The sequence below is a fragment of the Pseudomonas sp. 65/3-MNA-CIBAN-0223 genome, from assembly GCF_040310425.1.
Lineage (GTDB): Bacteria > Pseudomonadota > Gammaproteobacteria > Pseudomonadales > Pseudomonadaceae > Aquipseudomonas > Aquipseudomonas gregormendelii.
The window spans coordinates 106854-132146 of the sequence record NZ_JBEOPV010000008.1 but is presented as its reverse complement, the minus strand read 5'-3'; the positions used below and the strand labels follow the sequence as shown (position 1 = coordinate 132146).

Genomic DNA, 25293 nt, shown 5'->3' with positions numbered 1-25293 from the left:
TGGGCAAGTGACTACCCATGTGCTTTCTTCAGTCCCTTCAAGCGCACATTCGCCCTTTGAACAGCGGCCATTTTTTCAGGCCGCTTCATGCGTTTCCATTTTCTGATGTCTTCCTTGCTTCGCCCACAGCTCACACACAGATCACCACTGAGTTGGCAAACTGAGATGCAGGGATTCTCGATTTCTTTAGCCATTGTCAGCCACCTTTGGACACACGTGATTGAGTCAGGCGGGTGTTCCAGTCACCTCCGTGAGTTCGCTGACACTCCTCCTCAGAGTCGAAGCGGACGTTAAGGTTTGAAGGGATCAGATCGATGTTGGCCTCATTCAACGCTAAGGCCGTCAACTCAAAGATGCGCGCCTTAGCGTTAACCAGGGCGCGCTTTCTGTCAGCCTGGGTTTCGAACACCCAGATTACATTCAGGGTTTCAGCCAATGCGTTCAGGTCAGCGGCATGAGTGAGCCAGGTAAAGCCTTCGATTTCACCTTTTGCTGTTTCGCATGCTTCGGTGAGCGTGGTCATCAACCGACGTTCGATTCGTGCCAGTTCACGTTTCCCTGGAGGCATTGCGGGTTCCTTTGGAGACAATGGTGGGGGGGCGCTGAATCAGACAGGTCGAAACTCGACCGTCAGATGGCTGACTTCGTAGACCGGCTTGAGACGTTCACGAATTCTATCGGCGTTCGCAGTGGCCTCACCAAGGACGCTGACGATGGCCGCATGGGCTTGCGGTCCAATCCGCCAGACGTGCAAGTCCGTGATAGTGGCATCCCCCGGTTTCTCAACCAGTTCGCGGATTTCCTCGGCAACGTGTGCGTCTGTCTGATCCAGCAGTACTCCTGCGGTTGCCCCCATCAAGGTCCATGCCCAGCGCGCGATAACAATGGCGCCGACAATGCCCATGACCGGGTCTAGCCAAACCCAGCCGAGATACCGGCCGGCGAGCAGTGCAGCAATGGCCAGAACCGAAGTCAGCGCGTCTGCGATGACGTGGACGTAGGCCGATTTCAGGTTGTTGTCGTTCCCGTGGTGGGCATGGCCGTGATCGTGATCGTGATCGTGCCCATGACTGTGCCCGTGGCCCAGCAACAAGGCACTGACAATGTTGACGATCAAACCGGCAATCGCGATGAGCGTAGCGGTGCCGAACTGAACTTCCGTTGGCTGCAAGAGGCGCATGACAGACTCAATGCCAATTCCCAGGGAGACCATACCGAGAATCAGTGCCGAGGCGAATCCGCCCAAGTCTCCAACCTTTCCGGTACCGAAACTGTAGCGCTGGCTGGAAGCATGGCGTTTTGCGTATCCGTAAGCGGCCGCCGCGATGCCCAATGCGCCGGCATGGGTTGCCATGTGGAAGCCATCGGCCAGTAACGCCATCGAACCCGTGATATAGCCGGCGGTGATCTCGCCAACCATCATCACCACCGTCAGTGCCACAACCCAAAGCGTACGCTTGGCATTTTCGTCGTGCGCTGAGCCAAGGAACACGTGGTCGTGTGTGTAATTGATGTTGGTGCTGCTCATGAGTGTGTACCTAGATGCGTTCACTTGGCGTAACGGCGAATGGCTTCAAGAAGCTCTTCGACGCCCTTGTTACGCTCTTCTTCGCTGAGCGCAGGGTTCGCGACATGCTCCCGCGCGTGGTCCTCGATGATTTCCTCCATTAAGCCGTTGATTGCTCCGCGAGTGGCAGCAACAAGGTGTAGTGTTTTGGCGCAATCGAGATCCGATTCCAATGCCCGTTCAACGGCTTGGATTTGTCCGGCTATGCGTTTTACGCGTTTGAGAAGATTTTCTTTGTTTGCTGCAATATGGCCCATAGGATACCCCCCCTAGCTATGTATTGTGCATGATAGGCATACCCCCTATACCTATGCAAGACCAAGGAGCGGAGAGAGCATCTACAGTGCCTGGCAGGAAAGAGGCTTCAACTGCGAGTGAGGAGCGAGAGTAGCTGGAATGTCCGCCTCTGACCGTTCTCTCCCGGCCATGACCAAGAAGCGTATTGGTCGAATACGCTGCAAATCGTTTATCAGGTCAAATGCAAACGAGTGATTAAGTCTGTGCAATTACCCGTCAATGACACTCACAACCCGAAACATATAACTGTTGACCTTGCCGTCGTGTCAACGTTGATGCTATCGGTGCGGTGAAAAGAGACCGCTCAGCACGAGAGGAATAACCATGTTCGTCTTAGATGTATCAGGCATCGGTTGCGGCAGTTGCGTCAGCAAAATCACCAAAGCGATTCAGTCACTGGACAACGAAGCTACCGTTTCCGTGGATCGGTCAGCCGGTAAGGTGAGTGTTGAAAGCAGCGAAAGCCCAGAGCAGATTCGTAAAGCTGTCGAGGCGTTAGGTTTTCCTTCCCAGATCAGTGCTTGAATGCTGGCACCTTTCCATGGTCAGAGCCCCGTATACAGGGGCTCCCCTTGGTTAACCCTCAGGAAGTACCGAAGCAGCCACGTCGGCCACAATTACCGCTCGCAAGCCCTTGCGCTACTAATCACCTCGCAGAGCTTTGAGCAAACCTTTGAATGCTCCATTCAACCTAGTAAAAGCGGCGTCGAAACGTATTCCATTTTCTGTGTACTTTGCGATCTCGACCTGCTGATCGACAGTATTTTGATCAATGGCAGGTTGAGCTGGTGTGCTGTAAAGCAAAGCACCTCCGTAAATATCATTTACTGATTCTTTTCCGGTAATGTGTTTTACATTTGTTGTTTTCAAAGAAATCGGAGTAGCAGGAGTTTCTTTTGTCTGGCTTTGCAAAAGCACAGTAGAAAAATCTAAATCTCGGGCCTTGAAGTTCGGCGTATCAGCGTTTGCGATATTGTTACTCAAGATTTCAGCTCTTTGGCTACGAAAAATTAACGCTCTTTCTGCGGAGCCAAGCGCTTTCTCAAAATTAATACTCACACTCAATCACCCTCAGTAGCGTTGCTATTTTTCATGAGCATCGAACACTTAAGTGTTGACGCGGTGCATCCAGGCTCACATATGCAGTTCCAGTGCAGAAACTAAAAAAACATCTGCACCTTGAAAGCTAACGGACACTTACAATGTTAAGCGCCTCAACTGATACTCAGTTAATAGCGGTGTAACGTTGGAAGATCGAGACCTTACGGATTAAATAGCGTGTTCCTCAAGAGAAATATCGCAACCTGACACAACTGTAATATTGGCCTAAGGTTCCTGACAGGGTATGAGTCTTATAGTCCTATTGAGCCTTAAGCTCTCCCCTAAGAATTGTCACTTGATGTGGATTCGAGGGGTTACCAATACTCATCCGAGGAAATTCAAATGAACCCCATCAAAACTTTGTTCGTCATCGCAGCCCTGACCGTCTCTTCTTTGGCTATGGCTGAAGGCGGTGGTGACCGGGCGTTCGCACGTATGGAAGTGGCTAGGAATAATTCGATGGAGTCGTACCAAGTAGCTCAAACGCAAAGCTCCCAACCTCCCGTCGCAGAAAGCCAAGCCAAAGCGATGGACCACAAGAATTGCTAAATAGCTGGGTACATTCCCAAGCTGACAGAAATGTAATCACTGTGGTGGTTTAAATGTGGCAATTTCTGAGCTCGCTTGCCGTAAGAGTTCGTTTTTTGTGACGGTGGGCGAAGCTCATCCGGGCAACTCATTGGTTGTTTCGTACGGCTTCCCTTTTGACTGATTGGACATAAACGGCATGCATTCCAAAACCTCTAGGCGGACATTCGTTAAAGGCCTGGCCGCTGGTGGCATTCTTGGCGGCCTTGGTCTGTGGCGCACTCCTGTATGGGCAGTGACCAGTCCTGGTCTGCCGAGCGTTCTCACCGGCAACGAATTTGATCTGTTTATTGGTGAAACCCCTGTAAACATAACTGGCTCGCCGCGCACAGCCATGACCATCAATGGTTCGTTGCCCGGACCTTTGCTGCGCTGGCGCGAAGGCGATACGGTCACACTGCGTGTGAAAAATCGCCTGGACCAAGACACCTCAATCCATTGGCACGGGATCATCCTGCCGGCCAACATGGACGGTGTACCTGGCTTGAGTTTCCATGGCATCGCACCCGATGGCATGTACGAGTACAAATTCAAGGTTCATCAGAACGGTACCTACTGGTATCACAGCCACTCGGGTTTACAGGAGCAGGCCGGTGTTTACGGGCCAATCGTTATCGACTCGAAAGAGCCTGAACCTTTTCAATACAACCGCGACTACGTGGTGATGTTGACTGACTGGACCGACGAAGATCCTAGTCGCGTCATGGCGAAGCTCAAGAAGCAATCTGACTACTACAACCATCACAAACGTACCGTTGGCGATTTCATCGACGATGTCAGCAAGGAAGGCTGGTCATCTGCCGTAGCCGACCGGAAGATGTGGGCTGAAATGAAAATGAACCCCACTGATCTCGCAGACGTCAGTGGGGATACTTATACCTACCTCATGAATGGCCAGGCGCCTAACGGTAACTGGACCGGTATTTTCAAACCGGGTGAGAAGTTACGCCTGCGCTTTATCAACGGCTCGGCGATGAGCTATTTCGACGTCCGCATTCCTGGCTTGAAAATGACCGTTGTGGCCGCCGACGGCCAACATGTCAAACCGGTGAGCGTCGACGAATTCCGCATCGCCGTGGCAGAAACGTATGACGTGATCGTAGAACCTGCCAGCGAAGAGGCTTACACAATCTTCGCCCAGTCCATGGATAGAACCGGTTATGCACGTGGAACCTTGGCAGTTCGCGAAGGATTAAAGGCACAGGTACCTGCGATTGATCCTCGGCCGCTTTTGACCATGGATGACATGGGTATGGGCGGTATGGCGGGCATGGACCATGGCAGCATGGCTGGTATGGGCGGCGGCGACATGTCAGGCATGGCTGGCATGGACCACAGCAAGATGGCCGGAATGGACCAAAGTAACATGACCGGGATGACCGGCATGGACAGCGGTGACATGACTAACATGGCCGGTATGGACCACAGCAAGATGGCGGGCATGGACAAAGGCGACACGCCCAACATGGCCGGCATGGACCACAGCAAGATGGCGGGAATGGACAAAGGTGACATGTCCAACATGGCCGGCATGGACCACAGCAAGATGGCAGGCATGGGCGGCATGGGTGGCGAAATGCAGACTCACCCAGCCTCCGAAACCAATAACCCCTTGGTTGACATGCAAGCCATGAGCCCGACACCGAAGCTAAACGATCCTGGCATTGGCTTGCGGAACAATGGCCGTCGCGTGCTCACCTACTCAGATCTGAAAAGCACTTTCCAAGATCCTGACGGCCGCGAACCCAATCGCACCATTGAGCTGCATCTGACCGGTCACATGGAGAAGTTCTCGTGGTCATTCAATGGCATCAAATTCTCTGACGCCGAGCCGTTGCGCCTCAAGTATGGCGAGCGTCTGCGCATCACCCTGGTGAACGATACCATGATGACCCACCCCATCCACCTCCACGGCATGTGGAGCGACCTTGAGGATGAGAACGGCAAATTCATGGTGCGCAAACACACGATCGACATGCCGCCTGGAACCAAACGCAGCTACCGAGTCACTGCTGATGCCTTAGGTCGCTGGGCCTATCACTGCCACCTGCTATTCCATATGGAAATGGGCATGTTCCGTGAAGTACGGGTTGATGAGTAAAGGAGACGATCTGTGAGCACATACCTAAATCGTAAATCGCTGGTCGGCTGCCTCTTTGCCGTCGGCTTGATGGGTGGACTCTCGTCCGTGACGCTGGCAGTCGAAGATAGTAGTGATCACTCACCTGCTACTCCTGCGAAAGCAACGAGCAAGCCTGCAACTGCGACAAACGAGTCTAAGCCCGATCACGGGTCAATGGACCACAGCAAGATGAGCCATGAGTCGATGGATCATGACCAAAAAACCAAAAAGGCAGATTGAGATCATGACCAGGAAGTTTTTACGCCCAACGTTGATGGCACTGGCAGTTTCTACCAGTCCTGCTTTCTTTGTCGTGGCTCACGCCGCTGAAGAGATGGATCACTCCAAGATGGACCACGGCTCAATGGGAGCTATGGACCATAGCAAGATGGGGGCTATGGATCACAGCAAGATGAGTATGGATGACGGGAAAATGGACGGAATGGAAAGTATGGATGGAGGGGCGACTACCACCAGTCGAACCCCAGTCCCCGTACTTACCGACGCTGACCGTGCAGCCGCCTTTCCAGATGTCGCTGGTCATGGTGTCCACGACAAAAAACTCAACTCCTTCATGCTGCTGGATAAGTTCGAGTACCAGGATGCTGACAACGGTAGTGCATTGGCTTGGGATGCAAAAGGATGGATCGGCGGTGACGTTGATCGACTGTGGTTGCGCTCGGAAGGCGAACGTACCAATGGCGTAACGGAAAGCGCTGAACTCTCAGCACTTTGGGGGCACTCCATCGGTCCATGGTGGGATGTCGTCACCGGCGTACGACAAGACTTCAAGCCCGGGTCACCACAAACTTGGGGAGCGCTCGGTATTCAGGGCATGGCCCTCTATAACTTTGAAGCCGAAGCGACTGCCTACATCGGTGAGAACGGTCAAACCGCAGCTCGATTGGAAGGCGACTACGACATTCTGCTGACCAATCGCCTGATCTTGCAGCCGACGGCCGAAGCCAATTTTTACGGAAAAAATGATCCTCAACGCGGCATTGGGTCTGGATTGGCAAACACCGAAGTAGGGCTCCGATTGCGTTATGAGATTGTTCGCCAATTTGCCCCTTATATTGGTGTTAGCTGGAGCCGCTCCTACGGCAATACGGCAGACTTGGCCAGCGATGAAGGAGAGGATGCGAACGAGGCGCGATTTGTCGCCGGTATTCGGATGTGGTTTTGAGGGCCTGACATGAAAAGAACATTGAAAACATTGACTGCTGCCGGGGTGGTCGCCGCAATAGTAGGTGCCGGCGTGGTGTATTCTGGTGTGATCAATGTTGGGGCGGATGATCCGCATTTCGGCCCCGTTCACTCACTTCTTTCCACTGCTCGGGATCGCTCGATTGCTGTGCGCTCACGCGATATTAAAGTCCCCGACCTGAGCGAAGAAGCTCTCATCCGCGCAGGTGCTGGCAACTACAACGCTATGTGCATTGGTTGCCATCTGGCTCCAGGTATTGCAGGAACCGAATTAAGTAATAGCCTTTACCCTGCACCTCCGAATCTTTCAAAACTGGGCGTTGATGGAAACCCTTCCGCAGCTTTCTGGATCATCAAGCATGGAATCAAATCCACAGGCATGCCCGCTTGGGGTAAAAGCATGGCCGATCCCTACATATGGGGAATGGTCGCTTTTCTCCAACAGCTGCCTTCATTGGATGCAGAGCAATACAACGCTCTAGCAACCAGCAGCGGTGGTCATCAACACGGTGGCGGCGAGAGCAAAATGCATAACCATGAAGGCCAGCATGAGGGCCAAAAAGGGGCTGTCGCGGGGCATCATGATGCGGGTGCAGCCGAAGAGATAGCCGAAGCAGGCGACCATCATGGCGAGAGAAACAGCGCCCATGCCCATGAGGCGGCCGCAGCGCCTTCTCAGGATGAAAGTACCAAACACGCCCATCCTCAGGTTTTGGAGGCTTCACATGACGCTCCTGCAACTCCGGCCGTTCAGCCAAAAACTCATACCCACGCTGATGGGAAGGAGCATACCCATGCGAAATAACTTTCTTCGTCCCGGTCGGGCACTTCGCCTCGCTGCGTTCGCGGCTCTGTTTATCAGTTCAGTTGGTCATGCAGCAGAGTCGCTGACGATCGACGTCCATCGTGACGCTAACTGTGGATGCTGCAAGAAGTGGATCCAGCACCTTGAAGCTAACGGCTTCACCGTCGTTGATCATGTAGAAACCAACATGAGCGCGGTCAAGCAGGATCTCGGTGTTGCTCCACGACTCTCGTCCTGCCACACCGCAGTGATCAACGGAAAATTTGTTGAAGGCCACGTACCAGCTGAGCAAATAGTTGCCTTGAGCAAACGCGATGACCTTATTGGGATTGCTGTGCCGGGGATGCCGGCAGGCTCGCCTGGTATGGAGGCTGGTGGGAAGCAGGATGCGTATCAGGTCATCGGTCTGAGCAAAGCAGGTACTGACCAAGTGATCGCTGAGTACCCGGCAAACTAATCACAAAAGTTCATTACCCGAACGGTGGCAAAGCGGTCGAACCGGCGTCGGCAAAAACTCTCAACTATCCAGGTGCGCAAGCACGGTAAAGAAATTGGGAGTCGGCGCACGAATAGCCCATCATGGCCCAGCATCAATACGATGCCGCAGTCAGATGCCGAATGACTATACGTGTGCAGTCAGCACGGAAAAAAGTGGAAGTAGGCCGAGCTAGAGAATGAAAAGCTGGGTTACAGCAGAGACCGTGCGCTGGGCGGGTCATGCATGGGTTGGCCCTGGTATCGGTGTCTTTTATGGCCGTGCCGGTCACCAAGAATGGCACCTCCATCAAGCACATCAGATCTCAGTTGGCCTCGACTCAACTGTATCGGTTCAAACCCCGATGGGTATTCAAACAGGGGGCGCCATCTTCATTCCGGCCGGTATGAAACACCAACTGAGCGCCGGTCACGTTCTGTCGATCTATGTGGATGCGCTGTCCGAGGAAGCCCGCGCTCTGCGGGGTGCGGAAGAAGCGAGGGTGATTTGGATCACTCCGGCGGACGTAGCGCCGATAGTCGACGCACTGCACGAGCCAGGACACACTGATCTCCAGGTTAGGACCGGGGTGCGCCAGGCACTGCGACTGCCCGATCTCCCGCCCCCAGATCCTCGCTTGATCAAGGTCATTGAGGCGCTGAGCAGAGGCCAAATGGGACGCGAAGAGTTGGCCGCGGTGGTGCATCTATCCCCCACGCGGTTTTCTCATTGGTTCGTGGAGCAGACGGGGCTGCCGCTTCGCAGTTACGCGAGATGGTTACGTCTCACGCAAGCCCTGCAGCATTTGGCAAAAGGTGCACGGCTGACCGACGCGGCTCATGAGGCGGGCTTTTCAGACTCGGCTCATTTCTCCCGGACATTCCGGGCGCTACTGGGTATCGATCCGTCATCCGCCTTGGCAGATGTTCATCTCCAGGAGGTTTAGCTCTTTCGTTCAAGTCGAAAGCTCACCTCTTAACATATTGTGATGGTTCCATATCTAGGAGCTGAGCAATGCCTTCCTTTCTACGATTCGCCTTACGGTGGGTGAGCTATCCACTCGTGTTTGGCGGCTCTGCTGCCTTCATGATCTGGACGCTGTATACCGGCGTACCGTATTGGCCCACGACTCCCCTAGTTGCTGCAGTGGGACTTTTGATCATTGCTGGTTTGGAGCGCATCCAACCTTTCCGAGAAGCTTGGCTTGAGGATCATCACGACACCGCGACAGACCTGCTGCACATGTTGGTGAACCTTTCTGTCATTCAATTCACAGCTGGAGTCCTGGTCAAGCTTGGTGATGCGGTGCCAGCTTCGGTTCGTCTCTTTCCGATCGAGAGCCCGCTGTGGCTGCAGTTGCTACTAGTCATCGCCGTACTCGATCTGAGCCTATATGTCATGCACCGGATCAGTCACCGAGTGCATTGGCTGTGGCGTTTTCACATGCCACATCACAGCGCCGAGCGGTTGTATTGGATGAACGGGGAGCGACGACATCCGTTGCACGCGGTGCTTATGGCGAGTCCGGGGCTGGTGATCCTGTTCGCATCAGGCGCACCCTCCGCAGTTGTGGCCACTTGGTTTGGAGTTCTAACAGTGCACTTGGCCTTCCAGCATTCGAACCTGGACTACCGGGTGGGATGGTTGCGCCACATTATCGGTGTTGCCGAAATTCATCGCTGGCATCACAAACGCGACTTTGAAGACGCCCAGGTCAACTATGGTGAGTTTCTGATGGTGTGGGACCGAATATTTGGCACGTTCTATGACAGTCTGGGGAAACTAGGCCAAGCCGAGGTCGGATTGCATGGAAAGGATTACCCCAAAAATTACCTTGGACAGCTCATCGAACCCTTTGAGCATGGCCGTGTAAACAAAGGCTAGTGGGCTCCCTTACTTTGCAGCTACGGCAGCTACGGCAGCTACCGAGGCCACACTAATAGTAAAACCAATCAAACGTGATCCGAACGGTATTCTGTGAGCTTTAACTACTTCCATGCTCAGGGAGTCAGGCTTCGCTGTTTAGCGAGTCCTTGTTTCTAGGCAAGGAGACTCATGTTGACCTGCTGGGCTATCTGGCTGGTTCCTCCTGACAGATTCGTAATGGTTTATCCCTTTACCTGCGACTAAACTCCTTCGCATGAAACGCTATCTGCGGTGTTGCCTCATTTTCCTGATCAGCTTGGCGCTTCCCCTCAGCGGGATGGCGGGTATTCAGTCACCGATAGAACCTTGCCCGATGAAAACGACGGGCATGACCATGATGGCTGATATGAACCAGGACTGCTGCGTCGAGATGAGCAGCTCCTCCGACCATGGCAAACCCTGCAAACCTGGTCAGGAATGCAGGAGCGCCAGTCTGCTACAGGTGTCGTTTGGGAAACCTGCCACCCGTTTGTCCAGTCCTCAGATGCTGACAATCTTCAGCGACTCCCTGCCTACTCAGACCCCGTCCGGGGTGTGGCGACCGCCTCGCGCTTGATTCCTGTACCACACTGAGCCTCATCCTGCTCTGGCGCGGGATGGCATATCTGTGCGCATGTTTAGAGAGGCGCGCAGTGGATCATCACAGGAATCGTGAACATGAATTCCAAGTGCTACTGCACCGGTTGGCCCCTCGTGGCGGCCCTGGCGGCAAGCGTGCTGGCGTTGCCAAGTCTTGCTGCGCCCCTGACACTCGACGAAGCCTTACGCTTGGCTGAAAACAATGCACCATCACTGACCGCCCAAGCAGCCAAACTGCAAGCCGCCAGCAGCGCCGCCATTCCAGCCGGTGAACTACCCGACCCGAAGCTCCTACTGGGCGTACAAAACTATCCCATCGGCGGCCCTGACCGCTGGCGCCTCGAGCAGGACTTCATGACCATGCAGATGGTCGGCGTCATGCAGGAGGTACCCAACCGTGACAAGCGTAGGGCGCGCATTGAAGTTGCGGAAGCGTCAATAGATCGAGCCGCGGCCGAAAGCCGTGTCGAGCGCTTGAACGTTCGTCAGGCCACGGCATTAGCCTGGATCAGCAGCTACTCCGTCGAACGTAAAGAGGCGCTTTTTCAGGATTTTTACCGGGAGAACCGTCTATTGGCTGATACCGTCCGGGCGCAGATCGCCGGAGGCCGTGGTCAGCCTGCCGATGCAGTAACGCCGAAACAGGAGGCGGCTCAGTTGGCGGAACAACAAGACGACCTGATCCGTTTGCGGGCTCAAGCCAGAGCAGCTCTCAGACGCTGGATAGGTCCGGCCGCCAATGACCAGCCCGTCGGCAGCTTGCCCGAGTGGCCCATCGACGCTTCGGGTTACCCGCATAAGCTGCAACATCACCCCGCACTGGCGGCGTTCGTTCCAATGACTCGCGAAGCGCAGGCCAAGGTCCGTGAAGCCAAGGCGGAAAAGCAGTCCGACTGGAGTTGGGAGCTTGATTACCAGCGGCGCGGCCGTCAGTTCGGCGACATGGTCAGCGTGCAGTTCACGTTCGACCTGCCACTGTTCCCCGACTCCCGACAAAACCCGAAGATCGCCGCCAAACACGCCGAACTGAATCAGTTGGAGGCCGAGCGCGAGGCTCTCATACGTGAACATACCCAGCAACTGGAGGACGATTTGGCCGAGTACGAGCGTCTAAACCGTGCCATGCGCCGCAGCCAGGACAGTCTGCTACCCCTGGCCAAGGAAAAGGTGGCGCTGACCATGGCCAGCTACCGCGCCGGTAAAAGCGACTTGGCGGCGGTCATCGCGGCCCGACGGGAACTCATCGAGACCCGCCTCAAACAGATCGACTTCGAAGAACAGCGCGCCCTCACCAGTGCTCGCCTGTATTTTGCTTATGGGGACGCCAATCAATGAGCACTCGAATCTGGAAAGGGGCTTTGCTGACAGGCCTCTCGATTGCCTTGGGCGCTGCCGGCGGTTATTGGTTCGCTCAGCAGCGCATGAGTGCAATGCCTGAGACCACCTCCGAACAGGCCCCTAAAACGCAAGACGAACGCAAAGTACTGTATTGGTACGACCCGATGCAGCCGCAACAGAAATTCGATAAACCAGGCAAATCTCCCTTTATGGATATGGAGTTGAAGCCCCGCTACGCTGATGCTGCAGCGGACAGTGCGGCCATCAGTATTGACCCCAGCCTGACCCAGAATCTCGGCTTACGACTGGCCACAGTCACTCGCGGCGTGCTTGCTTCCAGCCTGGACGTGGTCGGTGTGCTGGCATTCGACGAGCGGGATGTTGCGGTGATTCAATCGCGTACTGCTGGCTTTGTGGAGCGGGTGTATGCCCGTGCTCCAGGCGATGTGCTCAAAGCCCATGCGGCTTTAGCCGATATCCTGGTCCCGGAGTGGGCCGCTGCTCAGGAAGAGTTTCTCGCACTCAAACGCAGTGGCGATGCCGACTTGCTGGCGGCAGCGCGCCAACGCTTGCGCTTGACCGGGATGCCAGCGACGTTGATTGCTCAAGTGGAGCGAAGCGGCAAGACCCAGCCGGTCCTGACGCTCACCAGCCCCATAAGCGGTGTGCTGCAAGAGTTGAATGTACGTTCGGGTATGACCGTGGCGGCCGGCGAGACGCTGGCTCGAGTCAATGGCTTGAGCAGCGTCTGGCTGGCAGTGGCCGTTCCAGAGTCGGAGACTGGATCGATCATCATGGGGCAAGCGGTCGAAGCACGTCTGCCAGCCTTTCCGGGCACAGTGCTTAAGGGCACGGTCAGTGCGATTTTGCCCGAAACCAATCCCGACAGCCGAACTGTGCGTGTGCGGGTCGAACTGCCCAACCTGGATGGGCGACTCAGGCCGGGTATGACGGCCCAGGTGCACCTGAATCGTTCGACCGAACAAAGTGTGCTGTGGGTGCCGAGCGAGGCAATCATTCGCACCGGCCGACGAGTCTTGGTGATGCTCGCCGAAGACGCTGGTCGCTACCGCCCCATAGAAGTGCAACTCGGGCAGGAAAACGAAGGCAAGACGGTGGTTTTAAAGGGGTTGGAAGAAGGTCAGCAGGTAGTCAGCTCTGGACAGTTTCTGCTCGACTCTGAGGCCAGTCTCAAGGGCATTGTTGCGAGCACGCTGGAAATGTCACCACCCAGCGCAGCAGCCTCCAGCTTTCATGAGGCGGATGGGCAGATCGTCGAGATCAATAACCAAGACGTAACAATTGCCCTTGGTCCGTTCAAGACGCTGGGCATGCCTGGTATGACAATGACCTTCCCATTGGCTGACCCTGCTCTCATTCAAGGTCTCAAGACTGGCGAGAAGGTTAGGGTCTCGGTTAGCCAAACCGATGATGGTTTGCGCGTTGAACACCTGGAAAAACTAGGGGGCCAGCCATGATCGCCGCCCTGATTCGCTGGTCAGTGGCAAACCGCTTTCTGGTGCTGCTGGCGACGATCTTCGTCACGGTTTGGGGCGTCTGGTCGGTTCAGAGCACACCCATCGATGCATTGCCAGACCTTTCCGATGTTCAGGTGATTATCCGCACCCCTTATCCGGGACAAGCGCCGCAGATAGTTGAGAACCAGGTGACCTATCCGTTGGCCACCACCATGCTCTCGGTGCCGGGGGCTAAGACCGTACGCGGCTATTCCTTTTTCGGCGACAGCTTCGTGTACGTGTTGTTCGAAGACGGCACGGACTTATATTGGGCCCGCTCGCGGGTGCTGGAATACTTGAGTCAGGTCCAAAGCCGCCTACCGGCTTCCGCCAAACCGTCCTTGGGACCCGACGCCACAGGCGTGGGCTGGATCTATCAGTACGCACTGGTGGATCGCAGTGGCGGACACGACTTGGCGCAACTGCGCGCCTTGCAGGACTGGTTCCTCAAGTTCGAACTCAAGACCCTACCGAATGTTGCGGAAGTGGCCACCGTGGGCGGCATGGTCAAGCAGTATCAGGTGCAGCTCGACCCACTGAAACTGGCCAACCTAGGCATCACTCAAGCAGCGGTGACTGAGGCTATCGGCAAGGCCAATCAGGAAACCGGTGGTGCGTTACTGGAGATGGCGGAGACCGAGTTTATGGTGCGCGCTTCCGGTTACCTGAAGACGCTCAATGACTTTCGTTCGATTCCGCTCAAGCTCGGTGCCGGCGGGGTGCCGGTGACCCTCGGCGACGTGGCAACGATCCAGTTGGGCCCGGAGATGCGTCGTGGTATCACCGAGCTCGACGGCGAGGGTGAGACTGTCGGCGGCGTGGTTATTCTGCGTAGCGGCAAGAACGCTCGTGAGACCATTGCGGCGGTCAAGGCCAAACTGGACGACCTGAAAAGCAGTTTGCCGGCGGGGGTGGAAATCGTCACCACCTATGACCGCAGCAAACTGATCGATCGCGCCGTCGAAAACCTCAGCTACAAGCTACTCGAGGAGTTCATCGTCGTCGCGTTGGTCTGTGCAGTATTCCTCTGGCATCTGCGTTCATCCCTGGTGGCAATCATCTCCTTACCGGTGGGGGTGCTGATTGCCTTCATCGTTATGCGTTACCAAGGGATCAACGCCAACATCATGTCCTTGGGCGGGATCGCCATCGCCATCGGCGCCATGGTCGATGCCGCCGTGGTAATGATCGAGAACGCCCACAAAAAGATTGAGGCCTGGCATGTGGCCCATCCAGGGGAAGAGTTGAAGGGCGAACGTCACTGGCATGTGATAACCGAAGCGGCGGCGGAGGTGGGACCGGCGCTGTTCTTCTGCCTGCTGATCATCACCCTGTCATTCATTCCAGTGTTCACCCTAGAGGCCCAAGAGGGTCGTCTATTTGGTCCATTGGCCTTCACCAAGACCTATGCCATGGCTGCGGCGGCAGGACTATCGGTAACCCTGGTGCCGGTGCTGATGGGCTACTGGATTCGTGGACGGATCCCCAAAGAGGACCGGAATCCTCTGAACCGCTGGTTGATCAGGATCTATCAACCGGCCCTGGATGCGGTGTTACATCGGCCCAAAGTCACCCTGTTGATCGCTTTATTGGTCTTCCTTAGCGCGTTGTGGCCGATCTCCCGTTTGGGTGGCGAATTCCTCCCTGCGCTGGACGAGGGCGATTTACTCTATATGCCTTCGGCTCTGCCGGGATTGTCGGCGCAGAAAGCAGCGCAGTTGCTGCAACAGACTGACCGTCTGATCAAGACAGTACCCGAAGTTGAACACGTCTTCGGTAAGGCCGGCCGCGCTGAAACTGCCACCGACCCCGCGCCGCTGGAGATGTTCGAGACCACTATCCAGTTCAAACCTCGCGAGCAATGGCGTCCTGGTATGACCCAGGAAAAATTGGTGGAAGAGCTGGATCGAGTGGTACGGGTCCCTGGCCTGACTAATATCTGGATACCACCGATCCGCAACCGCATCGACATGCTCGCCACCGGGATCAAGAGTCCGATCGGAGTAAAAATTGCCGGCAGCAACTTGATGGAGATCGATGCAGCCACGCAGGCCGTCCAGCGCGCGGCCAAGGACGTGCCCGGTGTCAGTTCGGCACTGGCCGAACGATTAACCGGTGGGCGTTACGTCGATGTGGATATCGACCGCAAAGCCGCTGCCCGCTACGGATTGAATATCGCTGATGTGCAGTCGATCGTGGCCGGTGCTATTGGCGGTGAGAACGTTGGCGAGACCATTGAAGGGCTCGCACGCTTCCCTATCAACGTACGTTATCCCCGTGAGTGGCGTGACTCGCTCGGCGCCCTGGAGCAATTGCCAATCTACACCCCTTTGGGGAGTCAGATCACTCTTGGTACCGTGGCGAAGGTCAAAGTCAGTGAAGGCCCGCCGATGCTCAAGAGCGAAAATGCCCGACCTTCCGGATGGGTGTATATCGACGTGCGTGGCCGGGACATTGCTTCCGTGGTTGCCGATCTGCGTCGGGTTGTGAGTGAGCAGGTCAAGCTGCAGCCAGGCATGAGCCTGAGTTACTCGGGACAGTTCGAGTTTCTTGAACGAGCCAACGCACGGCTCAAACTGGTGGTGCCCGCCACGCTGCTGATCATTTTCGTACTGCTGTACCTGACGTTTGCCCGATTCGACGAGGCTTTGCTGATCATGGCCACCTTGCCGTTCGCCCTTACCGGTGGGGCGTGGTTCCTCTACCTGCTGGGATTCAACCTGTCGGTGGCTACTGGCGTCGGTTTCATTGCTCTGGCGGGTGTTTCTGCCGAATTCGGTGTGATCATGCTGCTCTACTTAAAAAACGCCTGGGCCGAGCGTGTAGAGGCCGGCGACAGTACTGAGCGTGGACTAATCGCAGCGATTAGCGAAGGAGCCGTGCAGCGTGTTCGACCCAAGGCCATGACCGTAGCCGTCATCATTGCTGGCCTGTTGCCGATCCTATTGGGTAGCGGTACCGGTAGCGAAGTAATGAGCCGCATTGCCGCGCCCATGGTCGGTGGCATGGTTACCGCGCCCTTACTGTCCCTGTTTGTTATTCCGGCAGCTTACCGCTTGATGCGCCTCCGGCGCCTCGCTGTTGAATCTAAACTCTCGCAAGGAAGCGGACTATGAAGTAATCGTGTCCGCCACTGCTGCACGGCTCCTGGTTGCATGCGCAATATCATCCAGCGGTCTGGCTTTCTGATTGGACAGAGGACGGGCCTTATAATCAATCCGGGATCGAACTCTATCGGCAATGCGCCAAAACACAGCTGATAGAGATCGACGCCGGAGGCTAATAAGTCCTTCTCGATGCGGATAGGTTGTAAGAACGAAGGCATATTTCTTCTTAGGCAAACCCGGAGGAATGTATGGAAGTGTCGGGCTTGATCGATTTACTGGCTGGTAAAGGAAACAGCTTGATCGGCAGTGTTCTGAGCGATGCCGAAGCGGTGTCGTTTGTTGAGGCGCATTTTCCGGGCAGAGCGTACTGCTTGGTAGCTGATTGGACGTTGATCGATGTATCCGTTTCCGACGAGCAGGCTAGAATGCTTGCGACGCTGGGCCTCGCGGCCAGCATCGTTTATGCGCTTTGCGTCATTGAAGACAGTCGTGGGCGTTTTCTTCCAGGAGACTGGGTTAAAAGCTCATATGAAGTTTCGTTCACTCATGAATGCCTATTCGAAACTCAAAACACTGTCTATGTCTTGATGAGAGGCGGTCGCAGGTTAGGTGCAGATCTGGAATTTTTACTGAGCCTACGCTGATGCACGTATTGCTACACCCCCCGAGGCGTTGTCGAGGGATGCTTCAAGTAAGCTCATACCCCTCTAGGCTGGATTCAGCACTGGCGTTTGAGAGCAGACAATCAGCTGTCTCGCCCCGCGGGTGGTAAGCGTCTGGGCAACACGCCCTCCTGATGCCATCGCTTAAGGCGATGGTGTCCACCTCATTTGAACTGACACCATTTTTAGAAAATCTGGTCACTTGTGAAAGCTCCCCAGCAGCGCCAGCACGGGGATGAGAGCAATGCCAAGATGTATTGACCAGACGCTTACGCATGATTGCTCCCTTACACACATACCCCGACGCGCTGGAGAATTGACTGAAAGTCGCTCCCCCAGGGTGCCCGATTACATCGACCTCTTAAAATTTTGCGATGTTGTTTTCGCCGATGTGATTCGTGGTTGCGTCGTTGCCAGCTTGGGAAATTGCGTTCGGCGAGCCGAGGCCAGATATTTCTGTCCAGGGATTCAACCCCCTGTCCGAATAGTTCGCCACAACGGCACCCGTTACCCCCCCTCCGGTAGCGTGGAGGTATGCATGAGAGTTTGCGGGACGTCACTCCGCCCTGCGCGACAGCACCTTTAGCGTCGCTTGCGCCAGTTACAGTCGATGTGGCTGCCGTCTCCGTCTCGATCAGCTCTTTCTCACGCGCAGGCCTTGTTGCTCACCAGGCGCTGTGCAGCCACCGCACGTTGCTGTGCTTGATTCTGGCGTGTTGCCAATCGCTCCAAGGCCAATATATGGGGTGCAGGATTGGTTTTAAGCAGAGTCTACTTTAGGAACTTCAGCCGCCGGGTTCCCTCTTTATTGACGTTCCCCAGCCGAGAAAGAGTTTTCAGATCCGAACCTTGTTCCAAGATCGCAATGAACTTGCCAATCTTGCAACCCGAGGTTACGTACTGAGTTCAAAGTGTAAATTCAAAAAGGCATTGGTCAGCGCCTTTCCGGCGGCTGTGGAGCTGGTTAACGCGGCTGCATATCCATTTGGTGTTGGCGCTGCATCAGCTGATCGATCATCATCTGCTGCATGCCCATGTACCGATCCATCATGTACTGGTGCTGCTTCATCTGCTCCGGGGTCATCGCTGAGTATCGGTCCCCCATATCCTTCCAGCCCATCATCCCGCTTTTCATCATTTGACGCCCAATCATCCCTCGGCCCCACAAGTCCCCCATCATTCCCATGCCGCGTTGCATCATCGCTTGATGCTCCTGCAAGAGTTTCTGACGCTCCTTGGGGTCCTTGGCTTGTTGGATCTCGGTCATAACCTCCTCCATCTTCTTCAGATGCTCTTGAGCCTGTGCCATGTGCTTATCAAATTCTTCGACATTGACGGCTGGTTGTTGTGCTAGGGGCATGGGGCTTCCTTCAGTGCCTTGCGCGGCCAATGCCCAGGCTGGGGTGAGTGATGCGCCTATCAGGAACGCGGTTAGCTTTGTCAGTTTCATATCATGATTCCGCTCAATGGGAACGCGCAACTTAACCGCTCTGCGCGAAGGAACAGCACAACTAAAAATATAGCTCCGAATCGCCTCTCGGGTTGATCTTGATCAAGAAGTCCGGGCCAAATGGTTGGCCCGATTTGAGCACACCAAAGATGATGTGCAACAGCTTGCGCATCGCTGCACAGTTTTCCTGAGTTACGCGTCCGCCGGCTCGGCATCGATACCCACCAGCAGGCGGCGGCGTTCATGCCACGGGATTGTCATGTCTGCCGCTCGGAAGGTTTTTCCGCCTTATCATGCACCGAGCTTATCAAAGAGAGCGACGCGTGAAGGCGACGCTGATGGTGGTCAATGTGGCTAGCAGGCGGAGAGCTGGTGTTTACGTTGATGGTCGTTTGTTGACCAAGCCTGCTCGAAATTCGTGTAAGGCCATGACCAAGAAATAAAAAAAAGGCGCCACAAGGGCGCCTAAGCCGCCTCCCACCAAAGGAATAACAAGGAGACGGGGTGTACCTAGCAATCGAACAATTGATGCTGCAGGTTAGCGCTCGTTAAAGCAGTTGCAGTGGGTACTCGACAATCAGACGAACCTCATCCAAATCAGATTCGAAGGCAGTAGCCCGAGTCGTCGCTTGGCGAACACGCAAAGACATGTCTTTCAGAGAGCCGATTTGAATGATGTACTTAGCTTCGATGTCACGCTCCAACGCTTCTGGTCCTGTAGTGGGGCGCCATCAGCTCCTCGGCGCATATAGAAACTGTTCGCATTCGAGTAGGTTTTCTCCGAGCGCTAATTAATTGTAATTAGATATTAGTCAGTAATACCTGTCAGAAAGCTGCCGCTAACATTACTTATGTGTCAGGTATGATATTTGCTCTGTTAATGTCATTCCTGACAGTGCATCGTGGTTTACACCTCGTCAGCTAAATAGGCTCGGATGGTGCTTAACACCTATGCGCATCGAAATGCTAACCAACTAGAAGCTGACAGGAATGTAATCTTAATTTCAGTCGACTGTCCGTCAAACGTGGTCTAGGGTGAAATGTGAGCCTTTGGGTATGTGCTTACTTGAGCGTTGTGAAACAGCATTTTGCTCGAGTTACGCTTGGTAGTCTTGAGGCTTGGGGTAAACATCTTGAGGCCGAACATTTTCGTCTAATGATCAACTGTGATGAAAATCTATTAGACGTCGGCCAATTTTTGTTGAGCGGTTCCGTTTCCACCTCCACGTGTGCGGGGTTTGCGCCGAGCCTCTGTGAGGCTTGCGCCCAGGGCTGTAAACGAGTCGATGGAGGTATGGGAGATTGCGTCAGGGCCTGTTGTGAATGGGATCAGCGTTGCCGAAAAATGGTTGGCACTTAGGGTTGGTCAGGCCTCATGCGGTTCAGAAATAGCAATTTCCGTGTTCGGTGGGCAATGGCCAACCCTCCCGCCCTAACAGGAGATTCACAATGTCACAGTATATCAAGCACAACAGCGCTAGCCGGTTCACTTTGTTGATGAGGGCGGTAGCGATGGTTGTTGCGGTAATGGCAGCAGCGCCGACGTTGGCCAATGCCGCAGAACCCGCGAAAAGCGAAACGATGCCGATGCCGATGCCGATGCCGATGCCTTCCGAGCAGATGGATCAATCGAAGATCACGAAGCAACTGGGCGGCATGTCCATGACTGGTGATGCGGATTATGACTTCGCGGCCAACATGCGCATGCACCACCAGATGGCAATCGAAATGGCGCAAGCCGAACTCAAGAGCGGAAAAAATCAGGAGATGCTCCATATGGCCAAGGACATAATTGCCGCGCAAAAGAAGGAAATCGACGTATTCGATCAGTGGATTAAAGCGAATAAAAAACCATGACTATGGTGAGGCCAAAGTCTATCAATGCGCTGCGTTTTTAAAAGAAATACCCGCGTCGGTTTGAAGGAGAATTTAGTGAATCACGACCACCTCCAGCACAACTCTGAGCCACCAGGCTTCTGGAGCTCGCGCTACTTGATCGGGTTGATCGTTTTTGGCGCCATTGCTGCGTTTTTCCTGTTCAGCGAGCACCGTGTCCACTTCTTCGGCGCGCTGCCGTTTCTACTGCTGCTGGCGTGCCCGCTGATGCACTTCTTCATGCACGGCGGCCATGGTCACCAACATGGAGACCCATCGACCAAAGTCCCCCCTGGACCATCGCAGCCGCCCAAGACTGGAGATTAGTCATGCACGACACCCCGTCTTACGGACTGTGGACGCTCGTCATCCTCAATTCGGCCATCTTCATCATATTCGCGTTCAGTTTCTTCAAGCCTCAGACCGCACGCGACTGGCGCACTTTCGGGGCGTTCGCAGCCTTCATAGTCGCTCTGTTCGTCGAGATGTACGGCTTCCCGCTGACCATCTACCTGATGTCGGGCTGGCTTCAGACGAAGTTTCCGAGCCTCGACCTACTGTCCCACAACACCGGCCATCTGTGGTCGACGTTACTCGGAGAGAAGGGCGATCCGCACTTCGGTGTGCTGCACATCGCCAGCTATGTCTTCCTTGGCTTCGGCTTCTATTTACTGTCCAGCGCGTGGAATGTCCTGTACCACGCGCAGCAGCGCAAAGGTCTCGCCGTGTCAGGCCCGTATGCGCATATCCGCCATCCGCAGTACGTTGCGTTCGTACTTATTCTGCTGGGCTTTCTGTTCCAGTGGCCGACGTTGCTGACCTTGCTCATGTTTCCTATTTTGCTAGTGATGTATGCGCGGTTGGCTATCACAGAAGAGGTGGAGATGCGTAAGCAGTTCGGCGCGGAGTTCGAAGATTATGCGGCGAAGACACCACGCTTTCTGCCATCGCTGCGCAAGCGGCTATCGGCCACCTGAAGCGATGTTGCCTGAAGGCTCGCTGGCACTCCTTTAACTCGGTTTATTCCGGCGGCTATGGACCAATACCTGAATCGCGTTAGCAGGTTCAACAACGCAAGCAACGCATCAATCCCATTCCATCTGTTGATTGCTCGGGTCTTGTACCTCAGCAGAACGAGCCTAATGTCAAGGGACGTACCCGTATCGGGTACGTGTGCAGACAGCGCGTAAGCGCCTAAAAAATCTGCGTACGTAACAACGATCCAGATCGAATCGGTGGTCACCAAGATCAATCAGTTTTGCCCTGAAGGTCCGAGCTGGGCGATGGAGTACTTCCATGAGCAAAAAGAAAAAAAATGTCAGGGGACGTGATGCATTCGCTCTGCCGGTTACAGGCGGCGCAGATATTTTGCCAGCGGAGCGTATTGTCAGCAGAGGGCAAACCGAGGCATTGATCCCACCTGATGACTATGCAACTCAGCTTCGTGTTTTGCAGATTGAGTTGGTCAAGCTGCAGAGGCACTTCATCGGCTGCGGCGATAGGATTCTCGTGCTGCTGGAGGGGCGAGACGCCGCCGGTAAGGACGGCAGCATCAAGCGCGTCGTCGAGCACCTAAGCCCGCGCGAAACGCGCGTCGTGGCACTCGACAAACCCTCCGATCGCGAGCGCAGTGGATGGTACTTCCAGCGTTTCGTCGTCCACCTCCCTGTGGCTGGGGAGCTCGTTCTGTTCAATCGAAGTTGGTACAACCGTGCCGGCGTCGAGCATGTGATGGGCTTTTGCTCTAATGACGAGCATGAGGAGTTCATGCAATCGGTGCCGAAGTTCGAGGAAGTGCTCGTCAACTCAGGTATCAAGCTGCTGAAGTATTACCTCGATATCAGCAAGGACGAGCAGCGGCGCCGTCTAGACGAGCGGCAACGTAATCCGCTCAAGCAATGGAAGACGAGTCCGATCGATGCTGTAGCCATTAAACGTTGGAAGGCGTATTCCGCCGCGCGCGACGAAATGCTGATGCGAACGCATACCGCTATTTCACCGTGGCGCATCGTACGGGCTGACAATAAGCGGCTAGCGCGTCTAAATCTTATACGCGACGTCCTCTCCCGACTACATTACGCGGGCAAGAAGAACAAGCTCGTCGAGCCGGATCGGGACATCGTATTCGAATTCACGCCCAATTGCGTCGACGCTGGGAAACTGGCGCGCTGATGTCAGCCCCTCAGGAGCGAACATGAAAACAGGCACCTTCGAAGTGGGGGAGTTAATCTCCACCCTGAGCGCGGCCGGCGTCCACCGACAGATTGCAATGCTATCGGGTGTCCATCATGTCGACGTGAACTATGTGGCCGGGAGTGCCACCGTGCACTTTGACGAAGCGAAAACGTCGCTTCAAGAGATCCGGCAACGCATCATTGACTGCGGCTACCACTGCCGTGGTGAACTCGTTCCCGCTCACGTCTGCGAGCCTACAGATCACAAGATGACCGAAGACGCGCATACAGGCCACGTGGCGCATGGCGGTAGCAAGGGACATGCGCCGAAGGAAATGGCACCGAGGAGTGATCCCCATGCGGGCCACAGCGTCAAGCTCGCGCAACCGATGAGTGAAATGACGCACGATATGGGCCATGCGCCCGGCATGTCGATGCAGGACATGGCCAACGATATGCGTAATCGCTTCTTCGTTGCCCTGTTGTTCGCAATTCCTGTCTTCCTGTACTCGCCAATGGGCAAGATGTTCGGCGATTTCGCAACTCCGTTCGACCTCAATCGGAAGGTTTTTCTGTTCATCGCCGCCACTGGCGCGATCGCCTATCCGGGTTGGCCTTTCTTCATCGCAGCCTGGCGTGCTGCGCGCAACCGGGTGGTCAACATGGCGACCCTGATTTTACTCTCGGTCGGCACTGGGTATGTGTTCAGTGTGGGGGCCACCTTCCTCTACGAAGGCGAGGTGTTCTACGAAGCGGCAGCCGTGCTGCTGGTCTTCATTCTACTGGGCCACTGGCTTGAGATGCGTGCACGCGCGGGTGCCTCAGATGCGATCCGGGCCCTTATGGATCTGGCCCCGCCGATGACCACGGTGCTACGCGCTGGCGTCGAGACCGAGGTGGCCACCTCGGAGGTGCTGACAGGCGAGACAGTTATCATCAAGCCAGGCGACAAGATTCCGGTTGATGGCGAAATCATCGAGGGTAACTCTGAGGTCGATGAGTCTATGCTGACCGGCGAATCGATGCCCGTGAAGAAGGCTCTTGGTGATGCCGTCATTGGCGCCACGATCAATAAAAGTGGTAGCTTCCGCTACAAAGCCACGAAGGTTGGCGCCGACACGGCATTGGCCCAGATTGTCAAACTCGTCCAGGAAGCCCAAAACTCCAAGGCGCCCGGGCAGCTACTCGCTGATCAAGCCTCGCAGTGGCTGGTTCTAGCAGCCATTGCCATTGGTTTGCTCACTTTCGGCGTGTGGTTCTGGGTCCTGGACCAGCCACTGCTGTTCGCTTTGACGCTAACGATCACGGTGTTCGTTATTGCCTGCCCCGACGCCTTGGGCCTCGCCACCCCGATGGCCATAATGGTCGGTACAGGGCTCGGCGCTATGAACGGCATCTTGTTCAAAAACGCCGCCGCACTTGAGAACGCTACCAAGCTAACCGTCATCGTTTTCGACAAGACGGGCACACTCACACTAGGGCAGCCTGACGTGGTAGAGATGGTCACCGCCCAGGACGTCACCGAAGCTCAGTTGCTGGCTACCGCTGCGGGGGTAGAGAAATTCTCGGAGCATCCCTTGGCGTTGGCGGTGCTCAAAAGATTGGGGACCTCGCAGGCCGAGGTCGCGACGGGCTTTACCAACATCGATGGTCAGGGTGCTCACGCGATGATCGCCGGTGAGAAGGTACTGCTCGGAAACCTCAAGCTGATGGAGTCCGAAGACATCCCATTGCAGGCGCTGGCCACAGAAGCCTTCCGACTCCAGGGTGGGGGCCGCACCGTAGTGTATGTCGCTCGCGGCGGAAAGCTGATCGGCCTGATCGCCATCGCTGATGCCGTGCGGCCGACCTCCATGGCGACGATCGCCAAGTTGCAGGAGCGCGGTGTAAAGGTGGCGATGATTACCGGCGATAATCAAGCCACGGCCGATCGCATCGGCAAGGAGCTTGGTATTGATATAGTGCTGGCTGACGTGCTTCCAGGCCAGAAAGCATCCAAGCTTAAGGAGCTTCAAGCGCAGGGGCACAAAGTTGGCATGGTAGGCGACGGCATCAATGATGCGCCGGCCCTGACCCAGGCCGATGTAGGTTTCGCGATCGGTGCCGGCACCGACGTGGCTATTGAAAGCGCGCAGGTCATTTTGATGAAAAGCGACCCGTACGATGTCGTCGGTGCTATAGAACTGTCACGTGCCACCCTGCACAAGATGCATCAGAACCTATGGTGGGCGGTTGGTTACAATTTGATCGCCTTCCCTGTGGCAGCCGGCGTCTTTTACCCGTTTACTTTGTCGCCAGAAATTGCAGCATTATCGATGTCGGGTAGTTCGGCCGTCGTGGCAATCAACGCTTTGCTACTCAAGCGGACCAAGCTCGCCGGTATCAAGCGTGTACGGCAACAAATTACACCTACGGCCGGCGCGCAGGCTTCCTCGGGCGTCTCGGTATAAGCCTAAGCCGGCCGATTTGTCCCACGGGCCCGATCATGCGGCAAGAGGAAACCG

Annotated in this window: 26 protein-coding genes and 2 pseudogenes; 20 read left to right on the top strand and 8 right to left on the bottom strand. The window is 55.4% G+C overall.

What is annotated here, in order from left to right; translation table 11 throughout:
• Positions 1–11 precede the first annotated feature (11 nt).
• The 4 genes from AAEZ09_RS11755 to AAEZ09_RS11740 are packed head-to-tail and all read right to left on the bottom strand — an operon-like array spanning position 12 to position 1824.
• Positions 12–194, bottom strand: coding sequence for a DUF1289 domain-containing protein (locus AAEZ09_RS11755; protein ID WP_050683282.1), 183 nt, complete (start codon positions 192–194; stop codon positions 12–14).
• 2 nt (positions 195–196) lie between these two features.
• Positions 197–568 carry a hypothetical protein gene (locus tag AAEZ09_RS11750; RefSeq protein ID WP_050683283.1) on the bottom strand — a complete coding sequence of 124 codons (372 nt, stop codon included), beginning with the start codon at positions 566–568 and terminating at the stop codon, positions 197–199.
• Positions 569–607: 39 nt separating this feature from the next.
• Positions 608–1528, bottom strand: coding sequence for a CDF family Co(II)/Ni(II) efflux transporter DmeF (dmeF, locus tag AAEZ09_RS11745; protein ID WP_077750530.1), 921 nt, complete (start codon positions 1526–1528; stop codon positions 608–610).
• A 20-nt stretch (positions 1529–1548) separates the two neighbouring features.
• Complete coding sequence (locus AAEZ09_RS11740; protein WP_050683285.1) at positions 1549–1824, bottom strand: metal/formaldehyde-sensitive transcriptional repressor; 276 nt, start codon at positions 1822–1824, stop codon at positions 1549–1551.
• A 364-nt stretch (positions 1825–2188) separates the two neighbouring features.
• Here AAEZ09_RS11740 and AAEZ09_RS11735 point away from each other — a divergent pair, with 364 nt between their 5' ends.
• The gene (locus AAEZ09_RS11735; RefSeq protein ID WP_019821359.1) at positions 2189–2389 is read left to right on the top strand and encodes a heavy-metal-associated domain-containing protein; all 201 of its coding nucleotides are present in this window, start codon (positions 2189–2191) and stop codon (positions 2387–2389) included.
• Positions 2390–2506: 117 nt separating this feature from the next.
• Here the strand turns inward: AAEZ09_RS11735 and flgB are convergent, their stop codons facing one another.
• A complete protein-coding gene (gene flgB, locus AAEZ09_RS11730) occupies positions 2507–2923 on the bottom strand; it encodes a flagellar basal body rod protein FlgB (RefSeq protein ID WP_077750531.1) in 417 nt (138 codons plus the stop codon).
• Positions 2924–3307: 384 nt separating this feature from the next.
• On the opposite strand from flgB, the gene AAEZ09_RS11725 reads away from it, so the two are divergent.
• From AAEZ09_RS11725 to AAEZ09_RS11665, 13 genes are all read left to right on the top strand, one after another.
• A complete protein-coding gene (locus tag AAEZ09_RS11725) occupies positions 3308–3514 on the top strand; it encodes a co-regulatory protein PtrA N-terminal domain-containing protein (RefSeq protein WP_050683287.1) in 207 nt (68 codons plus the stop codon).
• Between the two features lie 178 nt (positions 3515–3692).
• Entirely contained in the window at positions 3693–5654 is a 1962-nt protein-coding gene (locus AAEZ09_RS11720; protein ID WP_050683288.1) for a copper resistance system multicopper oxidase, read from the top strand.
• A 12-nt stretch (positions 5655–5666) separates the two neighbouring features.
• The gene (locus tag AAEZ09_RS11715; protein ID WP_177346273.1) at positions 5667–5915 is read left to right on the top strand and encodes a hypothetical protein; all 249 of its coding nucleotides are present in this window, start codon (positions 5667–5669) and stop codon (positions 5913–5915) included.
• Positions 5887–6861, top strand: a complete 975-nt coding sequence (locus AAEZ09_RS11710) for a copper resistance protein B (RefSeq protein WP_050683289.1) — start codon at positions 5887–5889, stop codon at positions 6859–6861. The genes AAEZ09_RS11715 and AAEZ09_RS11710 overlap by 29 nt, the downstream gene beginning before the upstream one ends.
• A gap of 9 nt (positions 6862–6870) precedes the next feature.
• Positions 6871–7686, top strand: a complete 816-nt coding sequence (locus AAEZ09_RS11705; protein ID WP_282410471.1) for a c-type cytochrome — start codon at positions 6871–6873, stop codon at positions 7684–7686.
• Positions 7676–8143 carry a DUF411 domain-containing protein gene (locus AAEZ09_RS11700; protein ID WP_052966109.1) on the top strand — a complete coding sequence of 156 codons (468 nt, stop codon included), beginning with the start codon at positions 7676–7678 and terminating at the stop codon, positions 8141–8143. Before AAEZ09_RS11705 ends, AAEZ09_RS11700 begins: the two co-directional genes overlap by 11 nt.
• A 217-nt stretch (positions 8144–8360) precedes the next feature.
• Complete coding sequence (locus tag AAEZ09_RS11695; protein WP_282410470.1) at positions 8361–9107, top strand: helix-turn-helix transcriptional regulator; 747 nt, start codon at positions 8361–8363, stop codon at positions 9105–9107.
• 68 nt (positions 9108–9175) lie between these two features.
• Positions 9176–10045: a sterol desaturase family protein gene (locus AAEZ09_RS11690; protein ID WP_050683301.1), complete on the top strand. Its 870-nt coding sequence runs from the start codon at positions 9176–9178 to the stop codon at positions 10043–10045.
• A gap of 256 nt (positions 10046–10301) precedes the next feature.
• Entirely contained in the window at positions 10302–10643 is a 342-nt protein-coding gene (locus tag AAEZ09_RS11685) for a hypothetical protein (protein WP_090401472.1), read from the top strand.
• Positions 10644–10744: 101 nt separating this feature from the next.
• Complete coding sequence (locus tag AAEZ09_RS11680; protein WP_172689356.1) at positions 10745–12001, top strand: TolC family protein; 1257 nt, start codon at positions 10745–10747, stop codon at positions 11999–12001.
• On the top strand, positions 11998–13482 hold the full coding sequence (locus AAEZ09_RS11675; RefSeq protein WP_052966031.1) for an efflux RND transporter periplasmic adaptor subunit: 1485 nt from the start codon (positions 11998–12000) through the stop codon (positions 13480–13482). The genes AAEZ09_RS11680 and AAEZ09_RS11675 overlap by 4 nt, the downstream gene beginning before the upstream one ends.
• Positions 13479–16637: an efflux RND transporter permease subunit gene (locus tag AAEZ09_RS11670; protein ID WP_282410469.1), complete on the top strand. Its 3159-nt coding sequence runs from the start codon at positions 13479–13481 to the stop codon at positions 16635–16637. The genes AAEZ09_RS11675 and AAEZ09_RS11670 overlap by 4 nt, the downstream gene beginning before the upstream one ends.
• Before the next feature lie 239 nt (positions 16638–16876).
• A complete protein-coding gene (locus AAEZ09_RS11665) occupies positions 16877–17272 on the top strand; it encodes a DUF6957 family protein (RefSeq protein WP_077747122.1) in 396 nt (131 codons plus the stop codon).
• 298 nt (positions 17273–17570) lie between these two features.
• Here AAEZ09_RS11665 and AAEZ09_RS11660 read toward each other — a convergent pair.
• From AAEZ09_RS11660 to AAEZ09_RS11650, 3 genes and pseudogenes are all read right to left on the bottom strand, one after another.
• Positions 17571–17801, bottom strand: a pseudogene (locus AAEZ09_RS11660) (TIGR03756 family integrating conjugative element protein); the annotation flags it as partial.
• 453 nt (positions 17802–18254) lie between these two features.
• A complete protein-coding gene (locus AAEZ09_RS11655; protein ID WP_077747123.1) occupies positions 18255–18740 on the bottom strand; it encodes a hypothetical protein in 486 nt (161 codons plus the stop codon).
• A 548-nt stretch (positions 18741–19288) separates the two neighbouring features.
• Positions 19289–19524 (bottom strand): annotated as a pseudogene (locus tag AAEZ09_RS11650) (OprD family outer membrane porin); the annotation flags it as partial.
• A 258-nt stretch (positions 19525–19782) separates the two neighbouring features.
• Here AAEZ09_RS11650 and AAEZ09_RS29420 point away from each other — a divergent pair.
• The 6 genes from AAEZ09_RS29420 (at position 19783) to AAEZ09_RS11625 (ending at position 25239) form a co-directional block, all read left to right on the top strand.
• A complete protein-coding gene (locus AAEZ09_RS29420; protein ID WP_502947577.1) occupies positions 19783–20100 on the top strand; it encodes a four-helix bundle copper-binding protein in 318 nt (105 codons plus the stop codon).
• An 89-nt stretch (positions 20101–20189) separates the two neighbouring features.
• A complete protein-coding gene (locus AAEZ09_RS11645) occupies positions 20190–20597 on the top strand; it encodes a DUF305 domain-containing protein (protein ID WP_238706141.1) in 408 nt (135 codons plus the stop codon).
• A gap of 75 nt (positions 20598–20672) precedes the next feature.
• On the top strand, positions 20673–20942 hold the full coding sequence (locus AAEZ09_RS11640; protein WP_077747124.1) for a DUF2933 domain-containing protein: 270 nt from the start codon (positions 20673–20675) through the stop codon (positions 20940–20942).
• A gap of 2 nt (positions 20943–20944) precedes the next feature.
• Positions 20945–21592: a methyltransferase family protein gene (locus AAEZ09_RS11635; RefSeq protein ID WP_077747125.1), complete on the top strand. Its 648-nt coding sequence runs from the start codon at positions 20945–20947 to the stop codon at positions 21590–21592.
• 319 nt (positions 21593–21911) lie between these two features.
• A complete protein-coding gene (gene ppk2, locus AAEZ09_RS11630; protein WP_138738996.1) occupies positions 21912–22787 on the top strand; it encodes a polyphosphate kinase 2 in 876 nt (291 codons plus the stop codon).
• A 22-nt stretch (positions 22788–22809) separates the two neighbouring features.
• Complete coding sequence (locus AAEZ09_RS11625; RefSeq protein ID WP_077747126.1) at positions 22810–25239, top strand: heavy metal translocating P-type ATPase; 2430 nt, start codon at positions 22810–22812, stop codon at positions 25237–25239.
• Positions 25240–25293 lie beyond the last annotated feature (54 nt).

What these genes read in the sequence shown, in the direction of transcription:
- AAEZ09_RS11755 (WP_050683282.1), bottom strand. Translation starts at nt 194, where the DNA reads ATGGCTAAAGAAATCGAGAATCCCTGCATCTCAGTTTGCCAACTCAGT.
- AAEZ09_RS11750 (WP_050683283.1), bottom strand. Translation starts at nt 568, where the DNA reads ATGCCTCCAGGGAAACGTGAACTGGCACGAATCGAACGTCGGTTGATG.
- dmeF (WP_077750530.1), bottom strand. Translation starts at nt 1,528, where the DNA reads ATGAGCAGCACCAACATCAATTACACACACGACCACGTGTTCCTTGGC.
- AAEZ09_RS11740 (WP_050683285.1), bottom strand. Translation starts at nt 1,824, where the DNA reads ATGGGCCATATTGCAGCAAACAAAGAAAATCTTCTCAAACGCGTAAAA.
- AAEZ09_RS11735 (WP_019821359.1), top strand. Translation starts at nt 2,189, where the DNA reads ATGTTCGTCTTAGATGTATCAGGCATCGGTTGCGGCAGTTGCGTCAGC.
- AAEZ09_RS11725 (WP_050683287.1), top strand. Translation starts at nt 3,308, where the DNA reads ATGAACCCCATCAAAACTTTGTTCGTCATCGCAGCCCTGACCGTCTCT.
- AAEZ09_RS11720 (WP_050683288.1), top strand. Translation starts at nt 3,693, where the DNA reads ATGCATTCCAAAACCTCTAGGCGGACATTCGTTAAAGGCCTGGCCGCT.
- AAEZ09_RS11710 (WP_050683289.1), top strand. Translation starts at nt 5,887, where the DNA reads ATGACCAAAAAACCAAAAAGGCAGATTGAGATCATGACCAGGAAGTTT.
- AAEZ09_RS11705 (WP_282410471.1), top strand. Translation starts at nt 6,871, where the DNA reads ATGAAAAGAACATTGAAAACATTGACTGCTGCCGGGGTGGTCGCCGCA.
- AAEZ09_RS11700 (WP_052966109.1), top strand. Translation starts at nt 7,676, where the DNA reads ATGCGAAATAACTTTCTTCGTCCCGGTCGGGCACTTCGCCTCGCTGCG.
- AAEZ09_RS11695 (WP_282410470.1), top strand. Translation starts at nt 8,361, where the DNA reads ATGAAAAGCTGGGTTACAGCAGAGACCGTGCGCTGGGCGGGTCATGCA.
- AAEZ09_RS11690 (WP_050683301.1), top strand. Translation starts at nt 9,176, where the DNA reads ATGCCTTCCTTTCTACGATTCGCCTTACGGTGGGTGAGCTATCCACTC.
- AAEZ09_RS11685 (WP_090401472.1), top strand. Translation starts at nt 10,302, where the DNA reads ATGAAACGCTATCTGCGGTGTTGCCTCATTTTCCTGATCAGCTTGGCG.
- AAEZ09_RS11680 (WP_172689356.1), top strand. Translation starts at nt 10,745, where the DNA reads ATGAATTCCAAGTGCTACTGCACCGGTTGGCCCCTCGTGGCGGCCCTG.
- AAEZ09_RS11675 (WP_052966031.1), top strand. Translation starts at nt 11,998, where the DNA reads ATGAGCACTCGAATCTGGAAAGGGGCTTTGCTGACAGGCCTCTCGATT.
- AAEZ09_RS11670 (WP_282410469.1), top strand. Translation starts at nt 13,479, where the DNA reads ATGATCGCCGCCCTGATTCGCTGGTCAGTGGCAAACCGCTTTCTGGTG.
- AAEZ09_RS11665 (WP_077747122.1), top strand. Translation starts at nt 16,877, where the DNA reads ATGGAAGTGTCGGGCTTGATCGATTTACTGGCTGGTAAAGGAAACAGC.
- AAEZ09_RS11655 (WP_077747123.1), bottom strand. Translation starts at nt 18,740, where the DNA reads ATGAAACTGACAAAGCTAACCGCGTTCCTGATAGGCGCATCACTCACC.
- AAEZ09_RS11645 (WP_238706141.1), top strand. Translation starts at nt 20,190, where the DNA reads ATGTCACAGTATATCAAGCACAACAGCGCTAGCCGGTTCACTTTGTTG.
- AAEZ09_RS11635 (WP_077747125.1), top strand. Translation starts at nt 20,945, where the DNA reads ATGCACGACACCCCGTCTTACGGACTGTGGACGCTCGTCATCCTCAAT.
- ppk2 (WP_138738996.1), top strand. Translation starts at nt 21,912, where the DNA reads ATGAGCAAAAAGAAAAAAAATGTCAGGGGACGTGATGCATTCGCTCTG.
- AAEZ09_RS11625 (WP_077747126.1), top strand. Translation starts at nt 22,810, where the DNA reads ATGAAAACAGGCACCTTCGAAGTGGGGGAGTTAATCTCCACCCTGAGC.